Below are 22,155 nucleotides of genomic sequence, written 5' to 3' on the forward strand. Positions count from 1 at the left end.
ATTATTGTGTTTTATGCAAATTTTGTAACCATTTATTTACATTTTTTTTTGTTGATTTCGGCATATTGGCATTAGATAATTAATCTTTAATTTGCCTGAAATATTTTTATTATGCTAAAAACCATACTTTTATCATTTTTGCTTGCTTCTATTTTATTGCAGGTACACGCACAGGAATTATACACGCCCAGGGACATTAAACTGGCCTACCAAAAAGGAACCAGGTCGGCGGATGGGCGTCCGGGAAAAAATTACTGGCAGAATTTTGGGCGATATGCCATTAACATCACCGTTGCTCCACCCAGCCGCGATGTAAAGGGTACTGAGCAAATTACTTATGTCAATAATAGTCCTGATACGCTGAGAAACCTGAATATGAAGTTAATAATGAATATCCACAGGCCGGGAGCAGCAAGAGCCAGAACTATAGGCGCTAATTACCTTACTGATGGTATACAAGTTGATTCAATCAAAATTGATGGAAAAAACAAAGCCTGGAATAACAAAACCGCAGCTGCAACCAATCAGGGAGTTGGCTTGCCAAAACCTTTAATGCCTCACGATTCCGTTAAATTAGATATTACCTGGCATTATCAACTCGCTACTGGTGGAGGTAGAGAAGGCGTTATTGATTCCACATCTTTTTATCTTGCTTATTTTTACCCGCGTGTATCGGTTTATGATGACTATAATGGCTGGGACAGGCTTGATTTCCTGGATGCACAGGAATTTTATAACGATTTTAATGATTATACTTTAAATGTGTCTGTGCCTAAAAACTTTATAGTTTGGGCTACAGGCACATTGCAAAATCCTAAACAGGTTTTACAACCAGAATATGCTGCACGTCTTGAACAATCAATGACCAGTGATTCAACTATCCACATCGCGACAGCAAAAGATATTGCCGACAAAAGTATTACTACTCAAAATACTATGAATACCTGGACATGGAAAGCGACTGATATCAGCGATATGGCAGTAGGCATAAGTGATCATTACGACTGGGATGCAGCAAGTGTATTGGTTGATGATGCCACCAACCGCCGCTCAAGTATGCAGGCTGCTTTCTTAGATAAGTCGGAGGACTTTCATCATTCAGTACAATTTGGTCGCTATGCTTTGGGCTGGTTTTCACATAACTGGCCGGGTGTCCCCTACCCATTCCCTAAAATGACCGCATTCCAGGGATTTGCCGATATGGAATATCCAATGATGGTAAATGACAGCCATACAGGCGATCTGAAATTTGCTGAATTAGTGCAAGACCATGAAATAGCACATACCTATTTCCCTTTTTATATGGGCATTAATGAAAGTCGTTATGCCTTTATGGATGAGGGATGGGCTACCACTTATGAATTACTGATAGGCCGCACTGAAGTTGGCAATGAAAAGGCAGAGGGTTTCTACAAACAATTCAGGGTTAATGGCTGGATAAATGATCGTTCAAGTGCAGAAGATCAACCTACGATTACTATGTCAAGCGAATTAAGAGCCGGTTATGGCAATAATTCTTATGGAAAACCCTCTTTAAGCTACCTGGCACTTAAGGATATGCTTGGCGATGCATTATTTAAAAAGGCTTTACATACTTACATGGATAACTGGCACGGCAAACATCCTATTCCGTGGGACTATTTTAATTCGATGAGTAGCGGATCTGGTAAAAACCTGAATTGGTTCTTTAACAATTGGTTCTTTACAAATTACTATGATGACCTGGCTTTGAAAAGTGTAACCAAAACGACTGGTGGCTATAAAGTTGATATTCAAAATATTGGAGGATTTGCTATTCCATTTGATATCAAACTAACTTATGCTGATGGTACAACACAAAGCTTCCATCAAACACCAATAGTTTGGGAAAAGAATCAAAAACGAACAATAATAACTGTAAAAACTGCCAGGCAAGTAAAATCTGCTGTATTGGATAACGGCATATTTATGGATGCTAACGAAAGCAATAATACATGGACGGCAAAATAAATCCTTCCTTTATACAAAAGCAAAATGCCCGCGATTGCGGGCATTTTGCTTAAATGGGCTATCGATGATTATTAAGCGTCCTGAACGGAATCATTTAAATCATCTGCACCACTTTTTACTTTTGATTTAACGCTGTTGATGGCATCTTTACCCTTGTCAGCTATATTGTTTGCTCTTGATTTAGCTTCATCTACTACACCGTCTTTGTAATCCGACAAATCGTTCACAGCACTTCTGAACCTTGATTTAGATCTTTCAATAGTACTGCTGCCAAAATCGCGTAGATTATTGGCAGTTGCTTCTGCCTTATTTTTTGCCGAGCTGATAATATCATCCACATAATCGGCAATATCTTCTCTTAACTGCGAACCGCTGCTTGGCGCTAGTAATAAACTAACCGCTGCACCAACTGCGGCTCCTGCTAAAAGTGCCACTATTATTTTTGCTTGATCCTTCATATTCTTTTGATTTTTTAGGTGAATCCTTTAAAAATCCAACAAAATTAATGTGATACTGTTTTTTTTAAACAAAAAAAGTCCCGGCTTTTGGGCCGGGACTAATACGATTGTGATTTATTATTTATAATTAAATAACCTTAACATTTACCGCATTTAAGCCTTTACGTCCGTTTTCTACTTCGAACTCAACTTTATCGTTTTCACGAATTTCGTCGATAAGGCCTGATGAATGAACAAATACGTCCTGGCCACCACCTGCTGGTGTAATAAAACCAAAACCTTTTGTTTCATTGAAAAATTTTACTGTTCCTTCTTTTTGCATTATTTTATTTATTAAAAGTGCGCAAGGTAGCTATATTTTTCCGCATAAAACAAAATTTAGTATTTAATTAAGATCAAATCAATGTAAATCTCCTATTAATTATAGTCTTATTTTGAAAAATATCTGGTATAAGCCTCATTAATATTTAATTTAGAAAAGTTTAAATTCTGTATAAAATGATAAAAATTAAATTGATTTTTAGCGTGGCGGCTCTGTTAGCCTGTTTAACCACTTTTGGCCAAACAAAGATCACAGCAAAAGACGCATCAAAACATCTGAATGAAAATGTAATGGTGTGTGACCAAATATTTGGCGGCAAATATTTAAGCGGTGCCGGTCTTACACTGATCGATGTGGGTGGTAGTCATCCAAATGAATTACTTACGTTAGTAATCAAGGCTGACGATCGTAAAAAATTCACCTCTCCTCCCGAAGATACTTTCAAAGGCAAAAAAGTATGCATTACCGGGCAAATCATTGATTATAAAGGCAAGCCTGAGATAATGATCACCGATCCTGAACAAATAAAAGAGGATAAATAATTTGTCTCAATTTAAATTAAAGAGGCAAAAAAAACATCGGTAAAGTCACCTGCAAAATGCAATACATTTTGCAGGTCCTTAAATTCATCCGGCTGATGTGTTGTCGTTAATACAACAGCATTCATACCGGCATTTTGTGCAGCCTCCACTCCTTTCGGAACATCTTCAAATACAAGGCAATCTGTTGGTTCAACATTTAGTAAAGCTGCTGCTTTTAAAAATGTCTCGGCGTTTGGCTTGCTGAACGTCACATCATCTGCGCTAACTATCGCCTTAAAATAATGCCTGATATTTAAATTATCCAGCACAAAATCAATATTGAATGGAATAGCCGCAGAACCGATTGCCATTGGTATACCCTGTTGGTAGGCTTTCTCCAGAAATTCAGATAAACCTGGTAGTAATTTCAGATTTGGGAGAAACTCTTCTTGGTAACGTCTCTCCTTTTCTAATGACAAGCGTTCCATTTCTTCGTCAGTAAACTTTCCCGCACCAAACATCCTGACCAATACTTCCTGGTTCTTACCATACATCTGTGGCTTTACCTCATCCCAGGTAAAGCTTCCACCCAAAACATTATTAAGAAGATATAACCAACCACGGGTATGATAATCCATATCATTGATCATGGTTCCGTTAAGGTCGAAAATAAAAGCGTGCATTAGTGATTAGAGATTAGTTGATCAGTGATTAGTTGTCTGAATTGCCGATCGGATAAAGTTAATTGTCTTATTTACTATAGAATCAATGAAATCATTTAATCATTTTTTAATCTGTGATTCAGACTATTTATAATATACCTCGCTCCATTTTAGTTCGTTCTTCAACTGGCGAAGATTGGTTTCTTTGCCTATCAGCACATATTCTATACCAGCCATATCTGCAAAATCTTCTAAATGTTCGCTTGTTAAATTCTGACTGTAACAGGTGTGATGCGCCCCTCCTGCCAATATCCAGGCTGCACAACCAGTTTTCATATCAGGATAAGGTTTCCAAAGCACTCTTGCAACAGGCAATTTAGGCAAATCGTGCGTTGGCGCTACTGCTTCTACTTGGTTTACAAGCAGGCGGAAACGGTTACCCATATCAATTACAGATGCATTAAGCGCCGAACCAGCCGCGACATTAAATACCAGGCGCACCGGGTCTGCTTTGCCGCCTATTCCTAACGGATGTATTTCGCATTTGGCTTTGCCATCAGCAATAGACTCGCAAATTTCGAGCATATGTGAGCCCAATACCATTGGGTTAGCTGGATCAAAATGGTAAGTATAATCTTCCATAAAGGCATTGCCGCCTTTTAACCCGGCGCCCATTACCTTCATTGCACGTACCAATGCAGCAGTTTTCCAGTCGCCCTCGCCCGCAAAACCATAGCCTTGCCCCATTAAACGCTGTGCTGCTATGCCTGGCAATTGTACCATGCCATGCAGATCTTCGAAAGTATCTGTAAATCCTTTAAAATTACCCTCTTTCAAAAAAGCGCTTAAGCCTAATTCTATTTTTGCAGCTTCACGCAAAGAATTATACTGATCTCCACCTTTACGCAAAGCCGTAACCACTGCATAGCGCTCCTCGTATTCGGCAGTCAAAGTATCTATCTCTCTATCGCTTATAGCATTGATCACTTTTACCAAATCCCCTACTCCATAAGTATTCACCGAGTAGCCAAATTTTATTTCCGCCTCAACTTTGTCTCCGTCGGTAACCGCAACATAACGCATATTATCGCCAAAACGAACAAAACGTGCACCCTGCCAATCGTGCCATCCGGCTGCTGCACGGCTCCAGGTATTAACCTGCTCCAGAACTTCGTTATCCTGCCAATGCCCTACTACTACTTTTCTTTCCAAACGCATTCTGGACATGATGAATCCAAACTCACGATCGCCGTGTGCACTTTGGTTCAGGTTCATAAAATCCATATCGATACTATCCCATGGGATGTCCCGGTTGAACTGGGTATGTAAATGCAGTACAGGTTTTTGCAATATCTTCAACCCACCTATCCACATTTTGGCCGGCGAAAAGGTGTGCATCCAGGCAATAATACCAATACAGTTTTTTGCTGTATTAGCTTCCTGGCAAATACTGTATATCTCTTCGGGTGATTTTACAGTAGGCTTAAAAATCACTTTCACCGGAATTTGCTTTACCGCATCAAAACCTTTGGCTATCTGCTGTGAATGTTCGGCAACTTGTTTCAGTGTTTCCTCGCCGTATAAATGCTGGCTGCCTGTAACAAACCAGACTTCAAATGCTTTTAAATCGATCATTTATTTTAATTATTGAATTACTGAGTTAGCGAATTATTGATTTAATTAAGAAAATTGAATGCTCGAAAGGGAGAAGTTAAGGATTTCAACTAATCTCTAATCACTGGTCACTAATCCTCTAACACTTACTGCCCATAATAAGAATCCGGTCCATGCTTGCGTTCATAGTGCTTTTTTATCAGGGACTCTTTTAAACGGCCACATTCAGGGTTTATTTGTTCTGTTAATAAAGCCATATGCGCGATGGATTCTAATACAGCGCTGTTATAAACTGCTTTATCTGCTGTTTTGCCCCAGGTAAATGGCGCATGATTACCGACAAGGATCATCTCTACCTCTTTGTAGCTTAGCCCTCTTTCCTTAAGGCAATTTATTATCTGGAAACCGGTCTGATATTCATAATCACCTTTTATCATTTCATCATCCATTGGCAATGCGCAAGGAACGTCAACTGTTTTATGATCAGCATGAGTTGTCCCGTATATTGGAATATCCCGCTGTGCCTGAGCCCATGAAGTTGCATAGGTAGAATGTGTATGACATATACCTCCGATATCCCAATGCTTATATAAAACCGCATGCGTTTTGGTATCTGATGATGGCCTTAAATCTCCTTCAACTACATTACCATCAAAATCAACAATCACCATATTAGCAGGCGAAAGCACCTCATAAGGTACACCGCTGGGTTTAATTGCGAATACCCCCAAATTTCGATCGGCTTCACTTACGTTACCAAAAGTAAAGATCACCAGATTCAGTTTGGGCAATTTCATATTGGCCAGGTAGGCTGCTTCGCGTATATGCTGATACTTACTCATCTTCAGTTTGTTTTTTGTTCGATGTATTTTCCAAAATCAATATACTGCTTATAGCGATTTTGGTATAAAGATGCCTTTTGCTTGTCCGGAAAGTATTCCTTATCAAAACCGCCTCCCATTGCTGCCATTGCCTCTTCAACATTGGGATATATACCTGCCACAGTAGCAGCAAACATTGCGGCACCCAGGGCACAGGTGTGCTCAAACTGGTGGATACGGATAGGCATCTGCATTACATCAGCCATCATTTGCATTATATAAGGCGATTTTTTAGCCACACCGCCTATCCCGATAAGTCCCTTTACAGGTACGCCTTCGCTATTAAAGCGGTCGACTATACTTTTGGCGCCAAAACAAGTAGCTTCTGCCAATGCTCTGAAAACCCGTGGTGCATCACTTCCCAAACCTAACCCACTGATGGCACCTTTTAATAATTGGTTAGCATCCGGTGTACGGCGACCGTTTAGCCAATCCATAGCCAGTTCTGCATGCTCATCCAAAGGCGATGCGGCAGCCTGGTTACTTAATTCGGCTATTATTTTATTTGAAATGCTTTCCTGTAAACTTTTATCATCCAGAAATTGCAATGGCCATTCCAATAGCTTTTTAAACCAGGCATAGGTATCACCAAAAGCTGACTGTCCTGCCTCCAAACCAATCATTCCGGGGATAACCGAGCCATCCACTTGTCCGCAAATGCCTTTGATTAGTTTACCTTCAATATCAGTTTTCGGTGCAACCAGCATATCGCAGGTTGATGTTCCCATTACCTTACTTAGGTGATATGGTTCTATCTGTCCACCTACTGCACCCATATGTGCATCGAAAGCGCCTACACCGATCATTACATCGGTTGACAAGCCTAATCGTTGTGCCCACTCTGCGCTAAGCGTACCGGCAGCCTGATCTGAAGTATAAGTATCTTTTAACAGTGTAGAAGTATATCCTTTTAATAATGGATCAAGTGAAGAAAAGAAATCATCTGGTGGATAACCCCCAAAATCAGCCGACCACAAAGCCTTATGTCCTGCTGAACAACGCCCACGTTTCATCTTGCTGATATGAGTTCTTCCTGTCAGCATAAAGGGTATCCAGTCGCAATGCTCTACCCATGAATTGCAGGCCTTTCTAACCTGTTCATCAGCTCTTAAAACATGCAGCAATTTTGCCCAAAACCATTCGGACGAATAAATACCACCAACATACTGCAGATAATTGATATCAAATTTTGCAGCATGGTCATTGATCTCTCCTGCTTCTTTTACTCCTGTATGGTCTTTCCACAACACAAACATGGCATTTGGATTATTTTCAAAACCAGGTATCAAAGCCAAGGGAATTCCTGATTCATTAACCGCAACAGGGCTTGAACCCGTAGTATCAACTGATATAGCTTTTATAGCTGAAGCAACTGATTCGCCACCAGCAATTTTTATACAATTTTTGATCGTTTGCTCCAGCCCTTCCACATAATCTAACGGGTGCTGGCGAAATTGATTTTCAGCCGCATCGCAGTATAATCCTTGTTTCCATCGCGGATAATAAAAAACGGAAGAAGCCAGTTCTTTTCCATTTTTTGCATCGACAATTACAGAACGTACTGAATCGGTCCCGTAATCGACACCGATAACAAAGAGGTCCTTACTCATCTATAATAATTGGTTTATAAGTTTAAAATTCTGCACCTGTAAAATAAGTGTTTTTTTAACACTTATTCAAGTACTCCGGCAAACATAACAATTTAGATACTAAAATAAAAGTTCATTAACTGAATTGTTATATATTGCAGATTGATTGCGTAATACCAATATGAACCTAAAACTTTTATTACTCCTCAGTTGCCTTTTGTTGATGATGAGCGCTTGCTCTAATCATACTTTTGCACCCGCGCTTTATCATCAGGATATTGCTTATCAGCCAAAACCAGCATCATTTGATACCGCCAAAACGGCAAACTATCTTTCGGGCGGCCTCAATTACTATACCGACCAAACATGGTCAGATCTTATGGTTAGCGGCCAACTTAATTATAGTCGTGGACATGTGTTTAAAAACGCAAATCTCGCTTATGGTGTATTTGGGGTTGCAGGTGATTATGAACGCGGCAGCGGAGGATCAGCGCCGGATAATTTCAACGACAAATTTTTCGGAGCAGCCGGTGCGCGAATATCTGCCAATTTGTTTACTACGTATGAGCGAATGGATTTTCGCTATATAGGATTTGAGATGGCCTATAGTCATGAATTTGGCGCATATTCAGATTTTCGCAATTATGTTAATTCGCAGCCCGGTTTTAACGTCGATACAAGGACAGACCTCGTTACATTAGGATTAACGACAGAAGTAATATTCCATAATCAGAATAACGTGAATATTGAACATGGAATACGTGGTTTTTTGGGCGGAACATTTGGCCCAAACCCATTGGCCAATACTGATTATATTTCATCAGATCTGACTCCACAATTTTTCAGGACTATTTTCCCGAAAGTCAGTTATTTTATCAACGTAAAAAACTTTTTTGGTGTAGCTGAGATCGGGAGTGCTATTTTTATAAGAGCAGGCTATAAATTCTAACTTACTCCGAATAAACACTCTGCACCCTATCCCGTAAATTATACCCCGAAGCCATTACTTCACCATAGGCACCTGCCGTACGGATTGCAAACAGGTCGCCGCGGAATGATTCGGGCAATTCAACATCTTTCTGGAAACAATCAGTGCTTTCGCAGATCGGACCAACAACATCGTACTTGAAGATTTGAGATTTGAGATTTGAGATTTGAGACTCACTTCCAGACTCCCTGCTTAGATTCTCAATTTTTTGGTATGCCTGGTAAAGCATCGGCCGGATCAGTTCGGTCATACCGGCATCTAGTACCAGGAAATTCTTTTTCTGACCAATCTTTACATATAAAACTCTTGCTATCAATGCCGAAGACTGTGCTACCATAGCGCGGCCCAGTTCAAAATGAACTTCCTGACCGGGTTTTACTTTCAGAAAATCCTTAAATACTTTAAAGTAACCTTCAAAATTAGGTATAGGGTTAGTATCAGGGTGATGATAATCAACCCCTAAGCCGCCGCCGGTATTTAATACTTTTACCTGGAAACCATGGTCTTCAAACCAATCTTGCATGTCGTTAATACGTGTGCACAGATTTTTATAAACTTCCAGATCGGTAATTTGCGAACCTATGTGAAAATGGATACCTATAAACTGTAAGCTAGCACATTTTCTTAGTGTTTCAGCAACATCATTTAACTGCCAGATGTTGATGCCAAACTTGTTTTCGTCTAAACCAGTAGTAATAAAATGGTGGGTCTGCGCATCTACATTTGGATTGATGCGGATTGCAACTTTTGCTTTTTTATTTTTGGCTTTGGCAAGATCATTAATGATGGACAATTCCTGAATTGACTCTACATTAAAACAAAATATATCGGCATCAAGTGCTGCGTTGATCTCCTTGTCAGATTTACCGACTCCGGCAAAAACTACTTTACTTTTATCAAAATCATTAGCAATAGCCGCCTTCACCTCGTTACCACTCACACAATCGGCCCCAAAACCATAGGATTGAATAGTTTCCAGCACCTTGGGATTAAAATTAGCTTTCATGGCATAATGCACGTGGAAACCATATTGATCAGAAGCCATTTTACAAGCATCTAAAGTGTGACGAAGCAAGCCCAGATCGTAATAATAAAAGGGAGTTTCTAAATCTTTAAAACGAGATATTGTATTGGTATTGAACATTATTGTGTGAAATTCTAAACTCTAAATTCTAAACCCTAAATCCGAAATTCTAAACCTTGATTAAATCCAATCCGCCTATTGGCGGACGAAATCCGAAATCAAAACAGCCTGTTATGAAGACTCCTTAAAGCCTCTGTTTTATCTGTGGTTTTTAGTAATAATGATAAGTTATGATCGCTGCCACCATATGATATCATTCTAAGCGGGATATGTTTTAATGCTTCCAGTACACGTGCAGCATAGCCATGTTTTTCAGCGCCGAAATCTCCTACAACGCATATGATAGTTTGATCCTCGTCGATATCAACTGTTCCATATGTTGCCAATTCACTTTCTATTTCGTTTAGGTAAGTGGTATCATCTATAGTTAATGAAACTGCAACTTCTGAAGTTGTGATCATGTCGATGGACGTTTTATATCTCTCAAATACTTCAAAAACACGGCGTAAAAAACCATGCGCCAGTAGCATCCTGCTTGATTGTATCTTGATGGCTGTAATATTATCCTTTGCAGCAATTGATTTTATCCTGTCTTTCTCACTATCATTAGTAATCAGTGTTCCCGCAGCCTTAGGGTCCATTGTGTTCAATAAGCGAACAGGTATTTTATATTTCTGAGCTGGAAATACACTTTGCGGGTGCAATATTTTTGCGCCGAAATATGCTAATTCAGCTGCTTCATCAAACGAAAGTTGAGCAATTGGCTTAGTGCCTTTAACAATACGCGGATCATTGTTGTGCATTCCGTCAATATCGGTCCATATCTGTACTTCTTCGCTGCGGATGGCTGCTCCTACCAACGATGCTGTATAGTCACTGCCCCCACGACGCAGGTTATCGATCTCGCCAAAGCTGTTGCGGCAAATATATCCTTGTGTTATAAACAGGTTATTATTGGGGTGCTTATCTAGTAAAATAGTAATATGTTCAGTGATGTAATCAACTATTGGCTCGTTATCCTCATCAATCTTCATAAAATCAAGTGCAGGCAATAATACCGAAGGCACACCGATCTCTTTCAAATAAACATGGTATAACGTGGTCGACAATAATTCGCCCTGCGCAAGAATGATCTTTTCTTCAATATTAGTAAAAAGGTCATTTGACAGGTTGCTTAACAGCTCAAAATGATAATCAATTACTTCTTTGCCCTGCTCAAGATATTCAGGTTTAGCAAATAATTCGTTTATAAAATATTCGTATTTCAGCTTCAGTGCACCAATTAAAGCGGCAGCTTTTTCTTTATCACCTGATAGATAGGCCTGCCCTATTTCGACCAAATTATTGGTTGTACCCGATACCGCCGACAGCACTACAATTTGCCTTTCAGCAGGGTCAATTATATCCAGCAGTTTTTTCATCCTTTCCGGGCTTCCCACCGATGTACCACCAAATTTTAAAACTTTCATTATTTGTTTCTGTTTACCACAAATGATTGATATTCTTGTATAGTTTTTGAGGCGCTAAAAATAGGATTTTAAACAATTATATAGCTACAATGAGCAAAATAAAGTTTGGTACTGATGGCTGGAGAGCCATTATTGCAGATGATTTTACAGTTGAAAATGTAAAACGAGTAGCCTATGCAACCGCATTGTGGCTGAAACAAGAATTTAAAAACCCATCAGCAGTAGTTGGCTGCGACCCGCGTTTTGCGGGCCCTATGTTTGCAGATGTAACCACGTGTGTACTGGCCTCGCAAGGTGTAAAAGTTTTTCGCGCCGAAAATACATTTGTTTCCACACCAATGATCTCGCTTGGAACAGTTAGGAAAAATGCTTCTGCGGGAATCATTATCACAGCAAGCCACAACCCGCCATCTTATAATGGCTACAAGATCAAAGCAAGCTATGGTGGCCCGGCAACACCTGATGATATTGAAAAGGTAGAATCACAAATTCCGGATACTATTAAACTCGATCTGAAATCAGTAGCAGATTACCAAAAAGATGGCCTGGTTGAGTTTGTGAACCTGGAGGATATGTACGTAGCACACGTAGAAAATAATTTTGACCTTGAAGCTATTCGTACCAGCGGACTAGGTTGGGGCTACGATGCCATGTATGGTGCCGGTATGAATGTAATGGAACGCTTGTTCCCTGATATTACCCGTATCCACAGTGATCCTAATCCGGGATTTGACGGACAGGCCCCGGAACCTATTCAGCGCAACCTGAAAGAGTTTGAGGATATAATCAAAATGTCAGAAGGTGAAATTGCTGCAGGTTTGGTTACTGATGGTGATGCCGACCGTATAGGCTTATACGATCAGGATGGCAATTTTGTGGATTCGCACCACATCCTGTTGCTACTCATCCATTACATGTATAAAGTAAAAGGACAAACAGGCGATGTATATTCAACCTTTAGCTGTACCAGCAAAATACAGAAACTGTGTGATGTTTATGGATTGAAAAACATAGTGACCAAGATCGGCTTTAAATATATCTGCGACCTGATCGTTAACTCAGGCAATCCATTTTTGGTGGGTGGAGAAGAATCAGGCGGTATCGCTGTTGCAGGGCATATCCCTGAACGTGATGGTATCTGGATAGGTTTGATCGTTTGGGAATTTATTGCCAAATCAGGCCGCTCATTAAGTGACCTGGTTCAGGAGATTTATGATATCGTTGGTAAATTCGCTGTTGAACGTTATGACCTTCGTGTAACTGAAGAATTGAAGCAACAAATCATCAGCAACAGTAAAACCGGTAAATACACAAGCTTTGGTAACCTCAAGGTAAGCAGAACCGAAGATATGGATGGCTACAAATTTTTCTTTGAGGATGAAAGCTGGGTTATGATCCGTCCATCCGGAACAGAGCCGGTGCTGCGCGTTTATGCTGAAGCTCCAAGCTCCGAAGACTCGTTCAAAATATTAGATACGGTAAAAGCAGTGCTATTATCATAAGCTATTACGACTTATTAGTTATAAAGCCATACGTTTTTCGTATGGCTTTTTTATTAAATAGTTATTTAATATATAATAAAAAAGGTTGTCGTACAGTTAATGTTTATTTTACTTGTAATAATAATTTAACCGCAATAAAAATTCAGATTCTCTACAGAATGTTTATTTATATCGCGTTAAGTTTTTGTTAAAAATAACTTTAATTGCATTGAAAAAGTTCCTGATCATTTTATTTACTATTGTTTCATTTGAGGCCAATGCGCAAATTACGGACAGTGCAAAAGCATCTCCATTTAAGGCTCCTGATACAGTGGCCCACCTACACAGTAAGCCCTTATCTATAATTGTCCCGGCTGCTCTTATTACTTATGGTGCACTGTCATTTGGAATAACGCCTATACGACATGTCGACTATTACTTCCGCGACCAGATAGCTAAAAACGCCCCCAATTTTCATACCAATGCCGAAAGCTTTTTCTTGTTTACCCCGGTTGTATTAGTTTATGGTTTAAACCTGGCTGGCGTTGAGGGCAAAAACAGGTTTGTAGACCGTACTGCTTTATTGGGTCTATCTGCAGCTTTTATGGGGATTAGTACTTTCCCGCTTAAACACATTACGCATCGTTTACGCCCGGATGGGTCTGATTATCTTTCCTTCCCTTCGGGACACACTGCGGCCGCCTTTGCCCTCGCTGAATATATGGCGCAGGAATATTCTGATAAATCGCCCTGGTACAGCGTTGTTGGATATTCATTCGCTACTGCAACCGGGGTTTTTAGGATGTATAACAGGGCGCACTGGTTTAGCGATGTGGTGGCCGGTGCAGGCTTTGGTATCCTGTCAACCAAAGCTGCCTATTGGGTTTATCCATACATCCGTAAAGAGCTGACACATACTGACAAAGCAGGCAAAAGCACGTTCATTATGCCTACTTATCAGGATGGCGTACCAGGGTTGTCATTTGCGAAGTCATTCTAAAATATTCCGATACTCAATTTAATTTGGTAGATGCAGGGCTTGCAGCACCAGTAGCGCCATTTGTATTTCTTGTACCGGATGCACTATGAGTTCCCGTTGCTCCCTTAGGCCTCACTGCATCATTCTTTTCAAGGGATGCCATCAATAGCATAAAAATTATTGATAGTAGCAATAAATAGTTTGTCTTTCTCATCCTGTTAAGTTTAAAAGCTTTTCAATAACATTAATATAAAAAATAGCATTTCTACTATTACATCAATGTTCCAAAATTGAGCATACAGATTGGGGAAGAAGCCAGGGTATCTACGTGATGTATATAGTAATCTCCCTGATCTTTTTTAAGTAAAACCCGTAGGTTGTTAGGTAGATTACTTGAGTGTGATAGTAATTTCGTTTTAATATCACGTTTAAATAAGAAATATTTCTTTCTATTTATTTAATTTTGAATACGTTATGACAAAATCAATAAATGATATCTTAAAAAAAGAATTGCAGATAAAGGTTAACGGCAGTTTATGGCTGGAATCGGGAGGTGAACGCTTTTTTGGTCCCGGCCCTGTTGAATTACTGGAACATATTGCCGAAACAGGTTCCATAAGCAGCGCTGCCCGCGAAATGAATATGTCATACAAAAAAGCCTGGCAATTGATCAATCATTTAAACACACATACAGCCAATCCTGTTATAACACCACATACCGGCGGCGAAAAGGGTGGCGGCTCAACCTTGACTCCAGAAGCGCATGAGCTGATAAAATACCACCGCCGTTTGCGCAAAAGATTCGCATCCTTTTTAGAAAAAGAAACTAAACGATTAAAACCTTAATGCTTGTTTAATGTTTACTTTCTCAATCGTTATATTTTTAAATATATAACGATAAGCAATTATTGTATATTTAGCTGCCGTTATGAAGTTTTAACAGCCAATACAATTTTCTGATATAGAGACGATTGAAATTTAGTTGAACCTTTGTAAGGCACTACAATAGTTCACGACTAAAAATCAACTTATTAAAAAACATCAACAAAACCAACCATCATGAAAAAAAATCTACCCTTGAACAAAAGATCAAGTGCAACTACTCGCGTGTTTAAAACAATCATAATGGCAACTACGTTCATTTGCTTGCTGGCTTCCGAAAGTTTACATGCCCAAGTCGCTAAACAAGACTCTGCGAAGGTACAAGGCGCAATTAGTCCTACTGTTGTATCACCAAAAACTTATCCGAGGGCAGTGGGTTACTTAAGCTTTATTGTGCCCGTGGTTACTATTGATAAAAATGCCACTACTTATAACTTCAACGGGACCACCAAGATTGGATTCCCGGTAGGTGTGAATGTATTGTACAGCGATCATTTTGGCTTTAGTTATGAGTTCACCCCAACTATAACGGCTACAAGTACAAATAGTAAAGTGAGTAACCTGCTGTTTGATCCGGGTACCATGTTCCGTTTCGAGCATGGATTTACTATAATCACACGTCTGGCGTTTGAAACCGCTGGCCGTTATGGCTTTACACCGGTGTTTAACCAGGTGTATGCACGCACCAAATATGTCAACTATTTTATAGCGGGTTCATTACCGGCGAGATTTGGCAATGGTGCACCAGCCTCAATAGGATTTAACGTACAATTTGGCTTCACTTTTAACTAATTAACTTAATTGATCACCCTGAAGGTAAGATTAACTCTTTCTTTCAGGGGTTTGGTTGATTTGGGGATTTGGTGTACCCAATTATGCTGTAGATCACCCTTCATGATCAACAGAGACCCGTTTTCGAGATAAATAGCATACTTGCGATTATGCTCCTGCTTGTGCCTGATATCAAACCGGCGGACCTGCCCAAAGCTTACAGAGGCAATTACAGGATTTACCCCTAATTCATATTCATCATCGCTATGCCAGGCAACGGAGTCATTGGCATCACGGTAATAGTTAAGCAAGACACTATTAAATCGAGTACCGGAAACAGGTTCAATCTTTTCTTTTATCATCAACAGTTCATCGGTCCACAGAATTGGATGATGTTTAGCTCCTGAGAAGATATATTCTTTATTAGGATCGCCATACCATGCAGTAAGTCGCGGCGTCTTTATTATTTTGCCGTACATCTGGATATCTTCCTGAACCCAGGGAATGGTATCTATGAAAGTATTTAACAATGCCGCGCTTTCAGCAGGATTAAAAAATCCGGGATGATATTCAAGTAACTCTGGAGGTAAATCTGCACTTTGCCATGTTTGTTCAAAAAAACTTAATTGCTCCACGCATCACCAATGTCAAAATCTGTACCGGATCTTTACATAAAACAAAGAGAACACTCTTTTTTATGAGATTTTTTTGGCAGCTTTGCTTCCGCATGTTAATTTGTAAAACCTTTAACAGGCCTAAAAAAACTTAAGAAATCGTTACTATGAAAAAGAATTATGCTGTAAAAATGATGGCAGTCATTTTGATGACATTGATGCTGCCCAACTTATTGAAAGCCCAAACAGACAAGTCTAAAAGGCCAAGCCCAGCTGCCACCGCCACCGGAAAAATCGGCGACGCTGTTATTACTATTGACTACAGCAGCCCTTCTGTAAAAGGCAGAAAAATTTTTGGAGGACTTTTACCTTATGGTAAAACATGGAGAGCCGGAGCCAATGAGGCAACTACATTTACAACCGATAAAGATTTAACGGTTGATGGTAAAAAACTTCCAGCCGGTAAATATAGCTTCTTTGCAACCCCTGGCGAAAATGAATGGACTATCTTCTTCAATTCTGAAACCGGACAATCAGGTGTTAAGCAAGGCGGTGATGCCAATATGGATCCCGCTAAGACTGTATTGAGCGTTGTGGTTAAATCTAAAAAATTAACTGCTTTAAATGAGAAGCTGGAGTACTATGTAGGAAGCAACGGCTTTGGCTTAAAATGGGAATACACTGATGTGTTTGTCAGTGCGAAATAATTGTAATCAGTTAAAGCTAAAAGGGCTTGCGGAATTTAAATTCTGCAAGCCCTTTTTATGAATATTCCTGTTAGAAAAGAAAGTCGATTACCTCTTATTTCAACAACGCATCCTTCTCCTTAGCGAAGTTATTATAAACCAACTTATCCAGCCATGCCGGGAAGAATTTGCTTAAAGTAACAGTCAATTTACCCTGGCCAGTCATTGTTAAGGTACGGCTGCGTTTTTCTACTCCATTAGCAATTATCTTTGCGACTTCTTCTGCAGTCATCATTTTGCCTTCGTCCAATGTACTTTCACCTTGCTGAGAGCCGTCTTTGGCTAAGGCTGTATTACGAATATTAGATGCGGTAAAGCCCGGGCAGGCGGTCATTACGTGTACTCCGGTTTTCAAATTCTCTATTCGTAAAGCATCCAGAAAACCATTCATAGCAAATTTTGATGCTGAATAACCTGTTCGTCCGGGTAAACCCTTATAGCCAGCTATGGAGGACACACCTACAATACTTCCCTGTGTTTTCTCTATATGTGGTAAAGCGTATTTAGTGCAATACACTGTTCCCCAAAAATTAACATCCATTACCGTTTTCAAAACATTCAGGTCAACATCTTTAAATAACGCACGCATACTGATGCCTGCATTATTTACCAGGATATCGATTTGATTAAAAGTGAGGATAGCTTGTTTTATCAGATGACTGCAATCATCTTCAATGGTTACATCGCATTGCACTGCAACGGCTTTTATGTCATATTTATTGATCAAATTCTCGGTTAGTTCGCACAAAGCGACATATTGGCGGGAGGCTAAAACAAGATTGGCACCGCGACTGGCAAACTCAATTGCCAATGCTTTGCCGATCCCTGATGATGCCCCGGTGATAATTACGACTTTATCATTCAATTTCATAAGACGAAGGATACAATTCGCCTATGTTTTTAACGTTAAGCACAGGCAGTTTAAACAAATATTTGGCTGCGAATATAAACATCGCCCCATAAAAGTGTTTAACGTAATCCCAGCTAAATTTGTTAATTACCTTGCCTGGTAATTGAATGATATATGTTTTTGAATAATAATAATTTTTAAAGCCCTCTAAACGGATACGGTATGACAGGTCGACGTTATGTCCATAACGGGTAAAGCGCTCATCAAACAAGCCGGTATCCCTTAAAACTGATCTGCGTAATAGCATACAGGTTTCATTAAGCACATCAATTTCCTTAGTTTCAAATTCGTCCACCCATTCAGCCTTTTTCTGCGTATGAGAGAATGTTTTTGGGAAATAAGATGACATACCGATAAACTTTAAGAAAGCAGCCCAGACACTGTTCAAAGTATGTTTTGAGCGTTGTAAATAATCGCCTTTAAAGTCGACCATTCTTACACTTACACCACCTGCCAAAGGATGCTCGTCCATAAAGCGGTTCACTTTTTCAAAAAAGTCTGCCCCGATAATGGTATTTGGGTCAAGCAGTAAAATATATTCACCTCTCACTAATTGTAAAGCCTGGTTATTGGCAGTAGATAAACCTTCTTCCTGATTATTCAGGATTAGCTGTACATCTGAAAATTCTGTATTCAGCATTTCCAGTGTATTATCAGTTGATGCGTTATCAACTACAAAAATTTCATGAGAAATATCATGAATAGCCTTCCGCAATGACGTTAAAGCCAGCCGGAGACCGTTACGGGAATTATGATTAATCAGGACAATGGATAATTTCATTCGCACTTACCTTGAGAGTGAACTTTCATATGGAACACGTGTTGCAATTGACCTCCCCAGGGTGATCTCGTCAACGTACTCCAGTTCTCCCCCAAAAGCTATGCCACGAGCAATGGTAGATATATTAATGTTGAAATCTTTTAGCCTTTTATGCAAATAAAAAATCGTTGTATCGCCCTCCATAGTAGCGCTAAGGGCAAAAATGACTTCTTTTATCTCATTTTCCTTTATTCTGGATACTAAACTGTCCACTTGCAGGTCTGATGGCCCTATTCCGTCCATTGGCGAAATTAAGCCACCAAGTACGTGATAAACACCATTATATTGATCAGTATTCTGTATAGCCATTACGTCACGTGTATCTTCTACTACACATATTGTGGAATGATCGCGTTTTACTGAGGAACATATTTCACATACAGACAGATCTGAAATATTATGACAGACGCTGCAAAACTGAATTTCATTTCGCAACTTACTGATACTGACACTAAATTTCTCCACATCAGCCTTATCCTGGTTAAGCAGATGAAGCACCAGACGCAAGGCGGTCTTCTGTCCCACACCCGGCAGTTTAGCAAACTCGGCCACCGCATTCTCCAGCAACTTTGACGAAAAGTTCATGATGCGAAGATAAGGAATAGTCGGGAAGTCGGAAAGTCAGGAAGTCCGCATAAGTCTGAAAGTCCGTACAAGTCCGAAAGTAAGGACATAAATTTATTTTTTATCCATACCTTGTCATTAGTAATCTGACCTTATTAGTTATGAGTTTTAAATTTGAAAAGCTTAAAGTATGGCAAAAAGCCGTCGATTTAGCTGGCAGCGTAAACGAACTAACCAAAACATTTCCCAAAGAAGAACTTTTTGTTTTGTCATCGCAAATTAAGCGTGCTGCCGATTCCGTATCATTGAATATTGCTGAAGGTTCTACCGGCCAATCAAACGCAGAGTTCAGAAAATTTTTAACTTATGCATTACGTTCAGACATAGAAGTTGTAGGATGTTTATATTTGGCGAAAGCGCGTGAGTTGATAAATGAAGAAAAATTTTCAAATATTTACACTCAATGCGAAGAGATTCTGGTAATGATCAATGCTTTACGAAAATCATTAGAATAATAATCTTTCGGACTTGCGGACTTTCCGACTTCCGGACTAAATAAAAATTATGTCTCCTTTAATTCTATTATCATTTATAATCGGCTACTTTCTTGTCTTACTTGTAATCTCGTGGCTTACATCCCGTAAATCTTCTGATAATGACACCTTTTTTGTAGCCAACCGCAATTCAAAGTGGTATTTGGTGGCCTTCGGGATGATCGGTACAGCATTGAGCGGGGTGACGTTTATATCCGTGCCCGGGAAAGTTGGTGCTCCATCAGGAGATGAGTTTGCTTATTTTCAATTTGTTTTGGGTAATGCAGCCGGATTCATCATTATCGCCACGGTACTTCTACCGCTTTATTATCGCCTGCAGCTTACTTCTATCTATAGTTATATTGAACAGGCGCTTGGCAAATGGAGCTATAAAACCGCAGCGGGCATATTCCTTATCAGTCGTACGATAGGCTCAGCGTTCAGGCTCTATCTTGTGGTTATTGTGCTACAAAGATTCATTTTTGATAACTATCATATCCCTTTTGCTGTCACAGTACTGATCTGTTTAGTATTGATCTGGTCATACACATTTAAGGGTGGATTAAAAACAATTATCATTACTGATAGTCTGCAAACCTTGTTCCTGGTTTCATCCGTATTTCTTTCGATCTATTTTATATGCCGTAGCCTTAACATGAATGTTTTTGAAGCTGCAGATGCGATTAAAAACAGCAGTTATTCCAAAATTTTCTTTTTTAATGATTTTTTGGGAAGCAAATTTCATTTCAGCAAGGAGTTTTTAGGTGGGTTATTTATTACCATCGGCATGACGGGTCTTGATCAGGATCTGATGCAGAAAAATCTGAGCATGAAAAACATCAAAGAGGCACAAAAGAATATGTTCAGTTTTACTACGGTATTTGTGATCATCAACATTTTCTTTTTAAGCGTGGGTGCGCTGCTCTATATTTATGCTGCAAGAAATGGCATTACAGTAGCTAAAACCGATTACCTCTACCCTACCATTGCCCTACAATATTTGGGAGTAATACCGGCGGTTGTATTTATGCTTGGTTTGACAGCGGCTACTTTCGCTACCACAGATTCGGCATTGACCGCATTAACCACTTCATTTTGTGTCGATTTTCTGGGCTTTAATAAAAGCAAAGATGTTAACAGCAAAGCGATGGTAAAAACCCGGCATATGGTACACATTGCATTTTCGGGACTAATGCTGCTGACCATAGTTATATTTAATGCAATTAATAACGATGCAGTAGTAAGTGCTATATTTAAAGTGGCATCTTATACTTATGGCCCATTGCTTGGCTTATACTCATTTGGCTTGTTCGCAAGTAAACGCCAGGTTTATGATAAGCTGGTGCCTTTTATTTGTTTGATATCACCAGCAATATGCTTTTTCTTAAGTACATCATCCAAAACAATTTTAGGCGGATATGTTTTTGATAATGAACTCATCATTATAAACGGATTAATTACTTTTGCAGGCTTGTGGATCACCTCATCCGCAAAACAAGCAAATGCAACATTAGAACTAAAAAATACGAATAACAGGATATGACAGGTGAAGAAAAAATAAGACATGCTTTTGAAAACAAAAACTGGCAGGAAATAAAGGTTACCGACTCGTGGCAGATATTCAAGATCATGGCCGAGTTTGTAGATGGATTTGAAAAATTGGCCAAAATAGGCCCATGTGTGTCCATATTTGGCTCAGCGCGTACACATAACGATAGCAAATACTACAAACTGGCCGAAGATGCCGGTCGCTTATTAACCGAGCGCGGTTATGGTGTAATATCAGGTGGTGGCCCGGGCATAATGGAAGCAGCCAACAAAGGCGCTTATGAAGCTGGCGGTAAATCGGTAGGATTAAATATAGAGCTTCCTTTTGAACAGTTCCATAATAAATATATCGACAGGGATAAGCTGCTGGAGTTTGATTACTTTTTTATCAGGAAGGTAATGTTCATGAAATACTCGCAGGGCTTTATTATACTGCCCGGTGGCTTTGGCACAATGGACGAATCATTTGAGGCGATCACATTAATACAAACAGGAAAAATTGCACGCTTCCCAATTGTTTTTGTGGGTGTTGATTATTGGGGTGGATTATTTAAATGGGTTGAAGAAAAAATGCTTGCACAGGAGCATAATATCAGTCCTGATGATCTTAATTTATATCGTTTAGTAGATACTGCAGAAGAAGCCGCAGAGCATATCTTCCGTTTCTATGAGAAGTATGTTTTGAAACCGAATTTTTAATTAAAACAAAAGCGATCTGTGTTCTATTAGA

At 39.5% G+C, this 22,155-nt stretch carries 24 protein-coding genes; 11 read left to right on the forward strand and 13 right to left on the reverse strand.

Annotated elements, in window-relative coordinates; translation table 11 throughout:
* Nucleotides 1–111 precede the first annotated feature (111 nt).
* On the forward strand, nt 112–1,989 hold the full coding sequence (locus ACPPVU_RS17560) for a M1 family metallopeptidase (protein ID WP_426667833.1): 1,878 nt from the start codon (nt 112–114) through the stop codon (nt 1,987–1,989).
* A gap of 71 nt (nt 1,990–2,060) precedes the next feature.
* Here ACPPVU_RS17560 and ACPPVU_RS17565 read toward each other — a convergent pair whose 3' ends face one another.
* Together ACPPVU_RS17565 and ACPPVU_RS17570 are read right to left on the reverse strand one after the other, a co-directional pair.
* Nucleotides 2,061–2,447, reverse strand: coding sequence for a YtxH domain-containing protein (locus ACPPVU_RS17565; protein WP_426667834.1), 387 nt, complete (start codon nt 2,445–2,447; stop codon nt 2,061–2,063).
* A 127-nt stretch (nt 2,448–2,574) separates the two neighbouring features.
* The gene (locus ACPPVU_RS17570; RefSeq protein ID WP_426667835.1) at nt 2,575–2,769 is read right to left on the reverse strand and encodes a cold-shock protein; all 195 of its coding nucleotides are present in this window, start codon (nt 2,767–2,769) and stop codon (nt 2,575–2,577) included.
* Between the two features lie 176 nt (nt 2,770–2,945).
* On the opposite strand from ACPPVU_RS17570, the gene ACPPVU_RS17575 reads away from it, so the two are divergent.
* A complete protein-coding gene (locus ACPPVU_RS17575; protein WP_426667836.1) occupies nt 2,946–3,311 on the forward strand; it encodes a hypothetical protein in 366 nt (121 codons plus the stop codon).
* Nucleotides 3,312–3,322: 11 nt separating this feature from the next.
* Here ACPPVU_RS17575 and ACPPVU_RS17580 read toward each other — a convergent pair whose 3' ends face one another.
* From ACPPVU_RS17580 to ACPPVU_RS17595, 4 genes are all read right to left on the reverse strand, one after another.
* Nucleotides 3,323–3,973 carry an HAD family hydrolase gene (locus ACPPVU_RS17580; RefSeq protein WP_426667838.1) on the reverse strand — a complete coding sequence of 217 codons (651 nt, stop codon included), beginning with the start codon at nt 3,971–3,973 and terminating at the stop codon, nt 3,323–3,325.
* A gap of 123 nt (nt 3,974–4,096) precedes the next feature.
* Entirely contained in the window at nt 4,097–5,587 is a 1,491-nt protein-coding gene (gene araA, locus ACPPVU_RS17585; RefSeq protein WP_426667839.1) for an L-arabinose isomerase, read from the reverse strand.
* 125 nt (nt 5,588–5,712) lie between these two features.
* Entirely contained in the window at nt 5,713–6,408 is a 696-nt protein-coding gene (locus ACPPVU_RS17590) for an L-ribulose-5-phosphate 4-epimerase (protein WP_426667841.1), read from the reverse strand.
* 2 nt (nt 6,409–6,410) lie between these two features.
* Nucleotides 6,411–8,057, reverse strand: a complete 1,647-nt coding sequence (locus ACPPVU_RS17595; RefSeq protein ID WP_426667843.1) for a ribulokinase — start codon at nt 8,055–8,057, stop codon at nt 6,411–6,413.
* 160 nt (nt 8,058–8,217) lie between these two features.
* Here ACPPVU_RS17595 and ACPPVU_RS17600 point away from each other — a divergent pair, with 160 nt between their 5' ends.
* Nucleotides 8,218–8,985 (forward strand): hypothetical protein, encoded by a 768-nt coding sequence (locus ACPPVU_RS17600; protein WP_426667844.1) that lies wholly within the window; start codon nt 8,218–8,220, stop codon nt 8,983–8,985.
* 1 nt (nt 8,986) lies between these two features.
* Here ACPPVU_RS17600 and lysA read toward each other — a convergent pair whose 3' ends face one another.
* Both lysA and ACPPVU_RS17610 read right to left on the reverse strand, forming a co-directional pair.
* The gene (gene lysA / locus ACPPVU_RS17605; RefSeq protein WP_426667846.1) at nt 8,987–10,168 is read right to left on the reverse strand and encodes a diaminopimelate decarboxylase; all 1,182 of its coding nucleotides are present in this window, start codon (nt 10,166–10,168) and stop codon (nt 8,987–8,989) included.
* A 98-nt stretch (nt 10,169–10,266) separates the two neighbouring features.
* Entirely contained in the window at nt 10,267–11,577 is a 1,311-nt protein-coding gene (locus ACPPVU_RS17610; protein ID WP_426667848.1) for an aspartate kinase, read from the reverse strand.
* A gap of 89 nt (nt 11,578–11,666) precedes the next feature.
* Here ACPPVU_RS17610 and ACPPVU_RS17615 point away from each other — a divergent pair, with 89 nt between their 5' ends.
* On the forward strand, nt 11,667–13,079 hold the full coding sequence (locus ACPPVU_RS17615) for a phosphoglucomutase/phosphomannomutase family protein (protein ID WP_426667849.1): 1,413 nt from the start codon (nt 11,667–11,669) through the stop codon (nt 13,077–13,079).
* A gap of 208 nt (nt 13,080–13,287) precedes the next feature.
* Nucleotides 13,288–14,058 (forward strand): phosphatase PAP2 family protein, encoded by a 771-nt coding sequence (locus tag ACPPVU_RS17620; protein WP_426667850.1) that lies wholly within the window; start codon nt 13,288–13,290, stop codon nt 14,056–14,058.
* A 13-nt stretch (nt 14,059–14,071) separates the two neighbouring features.
* Here the strand turns inward: ACPPVU_RS17620 and ACPPVU_RS17625 are convergent, their stop codons facing one another.
* Complete coding sequence (locus ACPPVU_RS17625; protein WP_426667851.1) at nt 14,072–14,251, reverse strand: hypothetical protein; 180 nt, start codon at nt 14,249–14,251, stop codon at nt 14,072–14,074.
* Between the two features lie 260 nt (nt 14,252–14,511).
* On the opposite strand from ACPPVU_RS17625, the gene ACPPVU_RS17630 reads away from it, so the two are divergent.
* Both ACPPVU_RS17630 and ACPPVU_RS17635 read left to right on the forward strand, forming a co-directional pair.
* Complete coding sequence (locus tag ACPPVU_RS17630) at nt 14,512–14,883, forward strand: winged helix-turn-helix domain-containing protein (RefSeq protein WP_426667852.1); 372 nt, start codon at nt 14,512–14,514, stop codon at nt 14,881–14,883.
* Nucleotides 14,884–15,096: 213 nt separating this feature from the next.
* The gene (locus tag ACPPVU_RS17635; RefSeq protein WP_426667853.1) at nt 15,097–15,711 is read left to right on the forward strand and encodes a hypothetical protein; all 615 of its coding nucleotides are present in this window, start codon (nt 15,097–15,099) and stop codon (nt 15,709–15,711) included.
* Nucleotides 15,712–15,716: 5 nt separating this feature from the next.
* On the opposite strand, the gene ACPPVU_RS17640 is transcribed toward ACPPVU_RS17635, so the two are convergent.
* Nucleotides 15,717–16,325, reverse strand: coding sequence for an alpha-ketoglutarate-dependent dioxygenase AlkB family protein (locus ACPPVU_RS17640; protein WP_426667855.1), 609 nt, complete (start codon nt 16,323–16,325; stop codon nt 15,717–15,719).
* 146 nt (nt 16,326–16,471) lie between these two features.
* On the opposite strand from ACPPVU_RS17640, the gene ACPPVU_RS17645 reads away from it, so the two are divergent.
* Nucleotides 16,472–17,011 carry a DUF2911 domain-containing protein gene (locus tag ACPPVU_RS17645; protein WP_426667856.1) on the forward strand — a complete coding sequence of 180 codons (540 nt, stop codon included), beginning with the start codon at nt 16,472–16,474 and terminating at the stop codon, nt 17,009–17,011.
* A gap of 94 nt (nt 17,012–17,105) precedes the next feature.
* Here the strand turns inward: ACPPVU_RS17645 and ACPPVU_RS17650 are convergent, their stop codons facing one another.
* Genes ACPPVU_RS17650 through recR form a run of 3 tightly spaced genes read right to left on the reverse strand, consistent with a single transcriptional unit; the run spans nt 17,106 to nt 19,365 of the window.
* Entirely contained in the window at nt 17,106–17,921 is an 816-nt protein-coding gene (locus ACPPVU_RS17650) for an SDR family oxidoreductase (RefSeq protein WP_426667858.1), read from the reverse strand.
* The gene (locus ACPPVU_RS17655; RefSeq protein ID WP_426667859.1) at nt 17,908–18,741 is read right to left on the reverse strand and encodes a glycosyltransferase; all 834 of its coding nucleotides are present in this window, start codon (nt 18,739–18,741) and stop codon (nt 17,908–17,910) included. The genes ACPPVU_RS17650 and ACPPVU_RS17655 overlap by 14 nt, the downstream gene beginning before the upstream one ends.
* A 6-nt stretch (nt 18,742–18,747) precedes the next feature.
* Nucleotides 18,748–19,365, reverse strand: coding sequence for a recombination mediator RecR (gene recR, locus ACPPVU_RS17660; RefSeq protein ID WP_426667861.1), 618 nt, complete (start codon nt 19,363–19,365; stop codon nt 18,748–18,750).
* A gap of 140 nt (nt 19,366–19,505) precedes the next feature.
* Here recR and ACPPVU_RS17665 point away from each other — a divergent pair, with 140 nt between their 5' ends.
* From ACPPVU_RS17665 to ACPPVU_RS17675, 3 genes are read left to right on the forward strand one after another with little or no spacing between them, the layout of a single operon-like run.
* Entirely contained in the window at nt 19,506–19,859 is a 354-nt protein-coding gene (locus ACPPVU_RS17665) for a four helix bundle protein (RefSeq protein ID WP_426667862.1), read from the forward strand.
* Nucleotides 19,860–19,908: 49 nt separating this feature from the next.
* Nucleotides 19,909–21,420, forward strand: coding sequence for a sodium:solute symporter (locus ACPPVU_RS17670; RefSeq protein WP_426667863.1), 1,512 nt, complete (start codon nt 19,909–19,911; stop codon nt 21,418–21,420).
* Complete coding sequence (locus ACPPVU_RS17675) at nt 21,417–22,124, forward strand: TIGR00730 family Rossman fold protein (RefSeq protein WP_426667864.1); 708 nt, start codon at nt 21,417–21,419, stop codon at nt 22,122–22,124. The genes ACPPVU_RS17670 and ACPPVU_RS17675 overlap by 4 nt, the downstream gene beginning before the upstream one ends.
* The last annotated feature ends 31 nt before the right edge of the window (nt 22,125–22,155 follow it).

It is taken from the genome of Mucilaginibacter sp. McL0603 (assembly GCF_049992945.1).
In the GTDB taxonomy this organism is placed as follows: Bacteria; Bacteroidota; Bacteroidia; order Sphingobacteriales; family Sphingobacteriaceae; genus Mucilaginibacter.

What these genes read in the sequence shown, in the direction of transcription:
- ACPPVU_RS17560 (WP_426667833.1), top strand. Translation starts at nt 112, where the DNA reads ATGCTAAAAACCATACTTTTATCATTTTTGCTTGCTTCTATTTTATTG.
- ACPPVU_RS17565 (WP_426667834.1), bottom strand. Translation starts at nt 2,447, where the DNA reads ATGAAGGATCAAGCAAAAATAATAGTGGCACTTTTAGCAGGAGCCGCA.
- ACPPVU_RS17570 (WP_426667835.1), bottom strand. Translation starts at nt 2,769, where the DNA reads ATGCAAAAAGAAGGAACAGTAAAATTTTTCAATGAAACAAAAGGTTTT.
- ACPPVU_RS17575 (WP_426667836.1), top strand. Translation starts at nt 2,946, where the DNA reads ATGATAAAAATTAAATTGATTTTTAGCGTGGCGGCTCTGTTAGCCTGT.
- ACPPVU_RS17580 (WP_426667838.1), bottom strand. Translation starts at nt 3,973, where the DNA reads ATGCACGCTTTTATTTTCGACCTTAACGGAACCATGATCAATGATATG.
- araA (WP_426667839.1), bottom strand. Translation starts at nt 5,587, where the DNA reads ATGATCGATTTAAAAGCATTTGAAGTCTGGTTTGTTACAGGCAGCCAG.
- ACPPVU_RS17590 (WP_426667841.1), bottom strand. Translation starts at nt 6,408, where the DNA reads ATGAGTAAGTATCAGCATATACGCGAAGCAGCCTACCTGGCCAATATG.
- ACPPVU_RS17595 (WP_426667843.1), bottom strand. Translation starts at nt 8,057, where the DNA reads ATGAGTAAGGACCTCTTTGTTATCGGTGTCGATTACGGGACCGATTCA.
- ACPPVU_RS17600 (WP_426667844.1), top strand. Translation starts at nt 8,218, where the DNA reads ATGAACCTAAAACTTTTATTACTCCTCAGTTGCCTTTTGTTGATGATG.
- lysA (WP_426667846.1), bottom strand. Translation starts at nt 10,168, where the DNA reads ATGTTCAATACCAATACAATATCTCGTTTTAAAGATTTAGAAACTCCC.
- ACPPVU_RS17610 (WP_426667848.1), bottom strand. Translation starts at nt 11,577, where the DNA reads ATGAAAGTTTTAAAATTTGGTGGTACATCGGTGGGAAGCCCGGAAAGG.
- ACPPVU_RS17615 (WP_426667849.1), top strand. Translation starts at nt 11,667, where the DNA reads ATGAGCAAAATAAAGTTTGGTACTGATGGCTGGAGAGCCATTATTGCA.
- ACPPVU_RS17625 (WP_426667851.1), bottom strand. Translation starts at nt 14,251, where the DNA reads ATGAGAAAGACAAACTATTTATTGCTACTATCAATAATTTTTATGCTA.
- ACPPVU_RS17630 (WP_426667852.1), top strand. Translation starts at nt 14,512, where the DNA reads ATGACAAAATCAATAAATGATATCTTAAAAAAAGAATTGCAGATAAAG.
- ACPPVU_RS17635 (WP_426667853.1), top strand. Translation starts at nt 15,097, where the DNA reads ATGAAAAAAAATCTACCCTTGAACAAAAGATCAAGTGCAACTACTCGC.
- ACPPVU_RS17645 (WP_426667856.1), top strand. Translation starts at nt 16,472, where the DNA reads ATGAAAAAGAATTATGCTGTAAAAATGATGGCAGTCATTTTGATGACA.
- ACPPVU_RS17650 (WP_426667858.1), bottom strand. Translation starts at nt 17,921, where the DNA reads ATGAAATTGAATGATAAAGTCGTAATTATCACCGGGGCATCATCAGGG.
- ACPPVU_RS17655 (WP_426667859.1), bottom strand. Translation starts at nt 18,741, where the DNA reads ATGAAATTATCCATTGTCCTGATTAATCATAATTCCCGTAACGGTCTC.
- recR (WP_426667861.1), bottom strand. Translation starts at nt 19,365, where the DNA reads ATGAACTTTTCGTCAAAGTTGCTGGAGAATGCGGTGGCCGAGTTTGCT.
- ACPPVU_RS17665 (WP_426667862.1), top strand. Translation starts at nt 19,506, where the DNA reads ATGAGTTTTAAATTTGAAAAGCTTAAAGTATGGCAAAAAGCCGTCGAT.
- ACPPVU_RS17670 (WP_426667863.1), top strand. Translation starts at nt 19,909, where the DNA reads ATGTCTCCTTTAATTCTATTATCATTTATAATCGGCTACTTTCTTGTC.
- ACPPVU_RS17675 (WP_426667864.1), top strand. Translation starts at nt 21,417, where the DNA reads ATGACAGGTGAAGAAAAAATAAGACATGCTTTTGAAAACAAAAACTGG.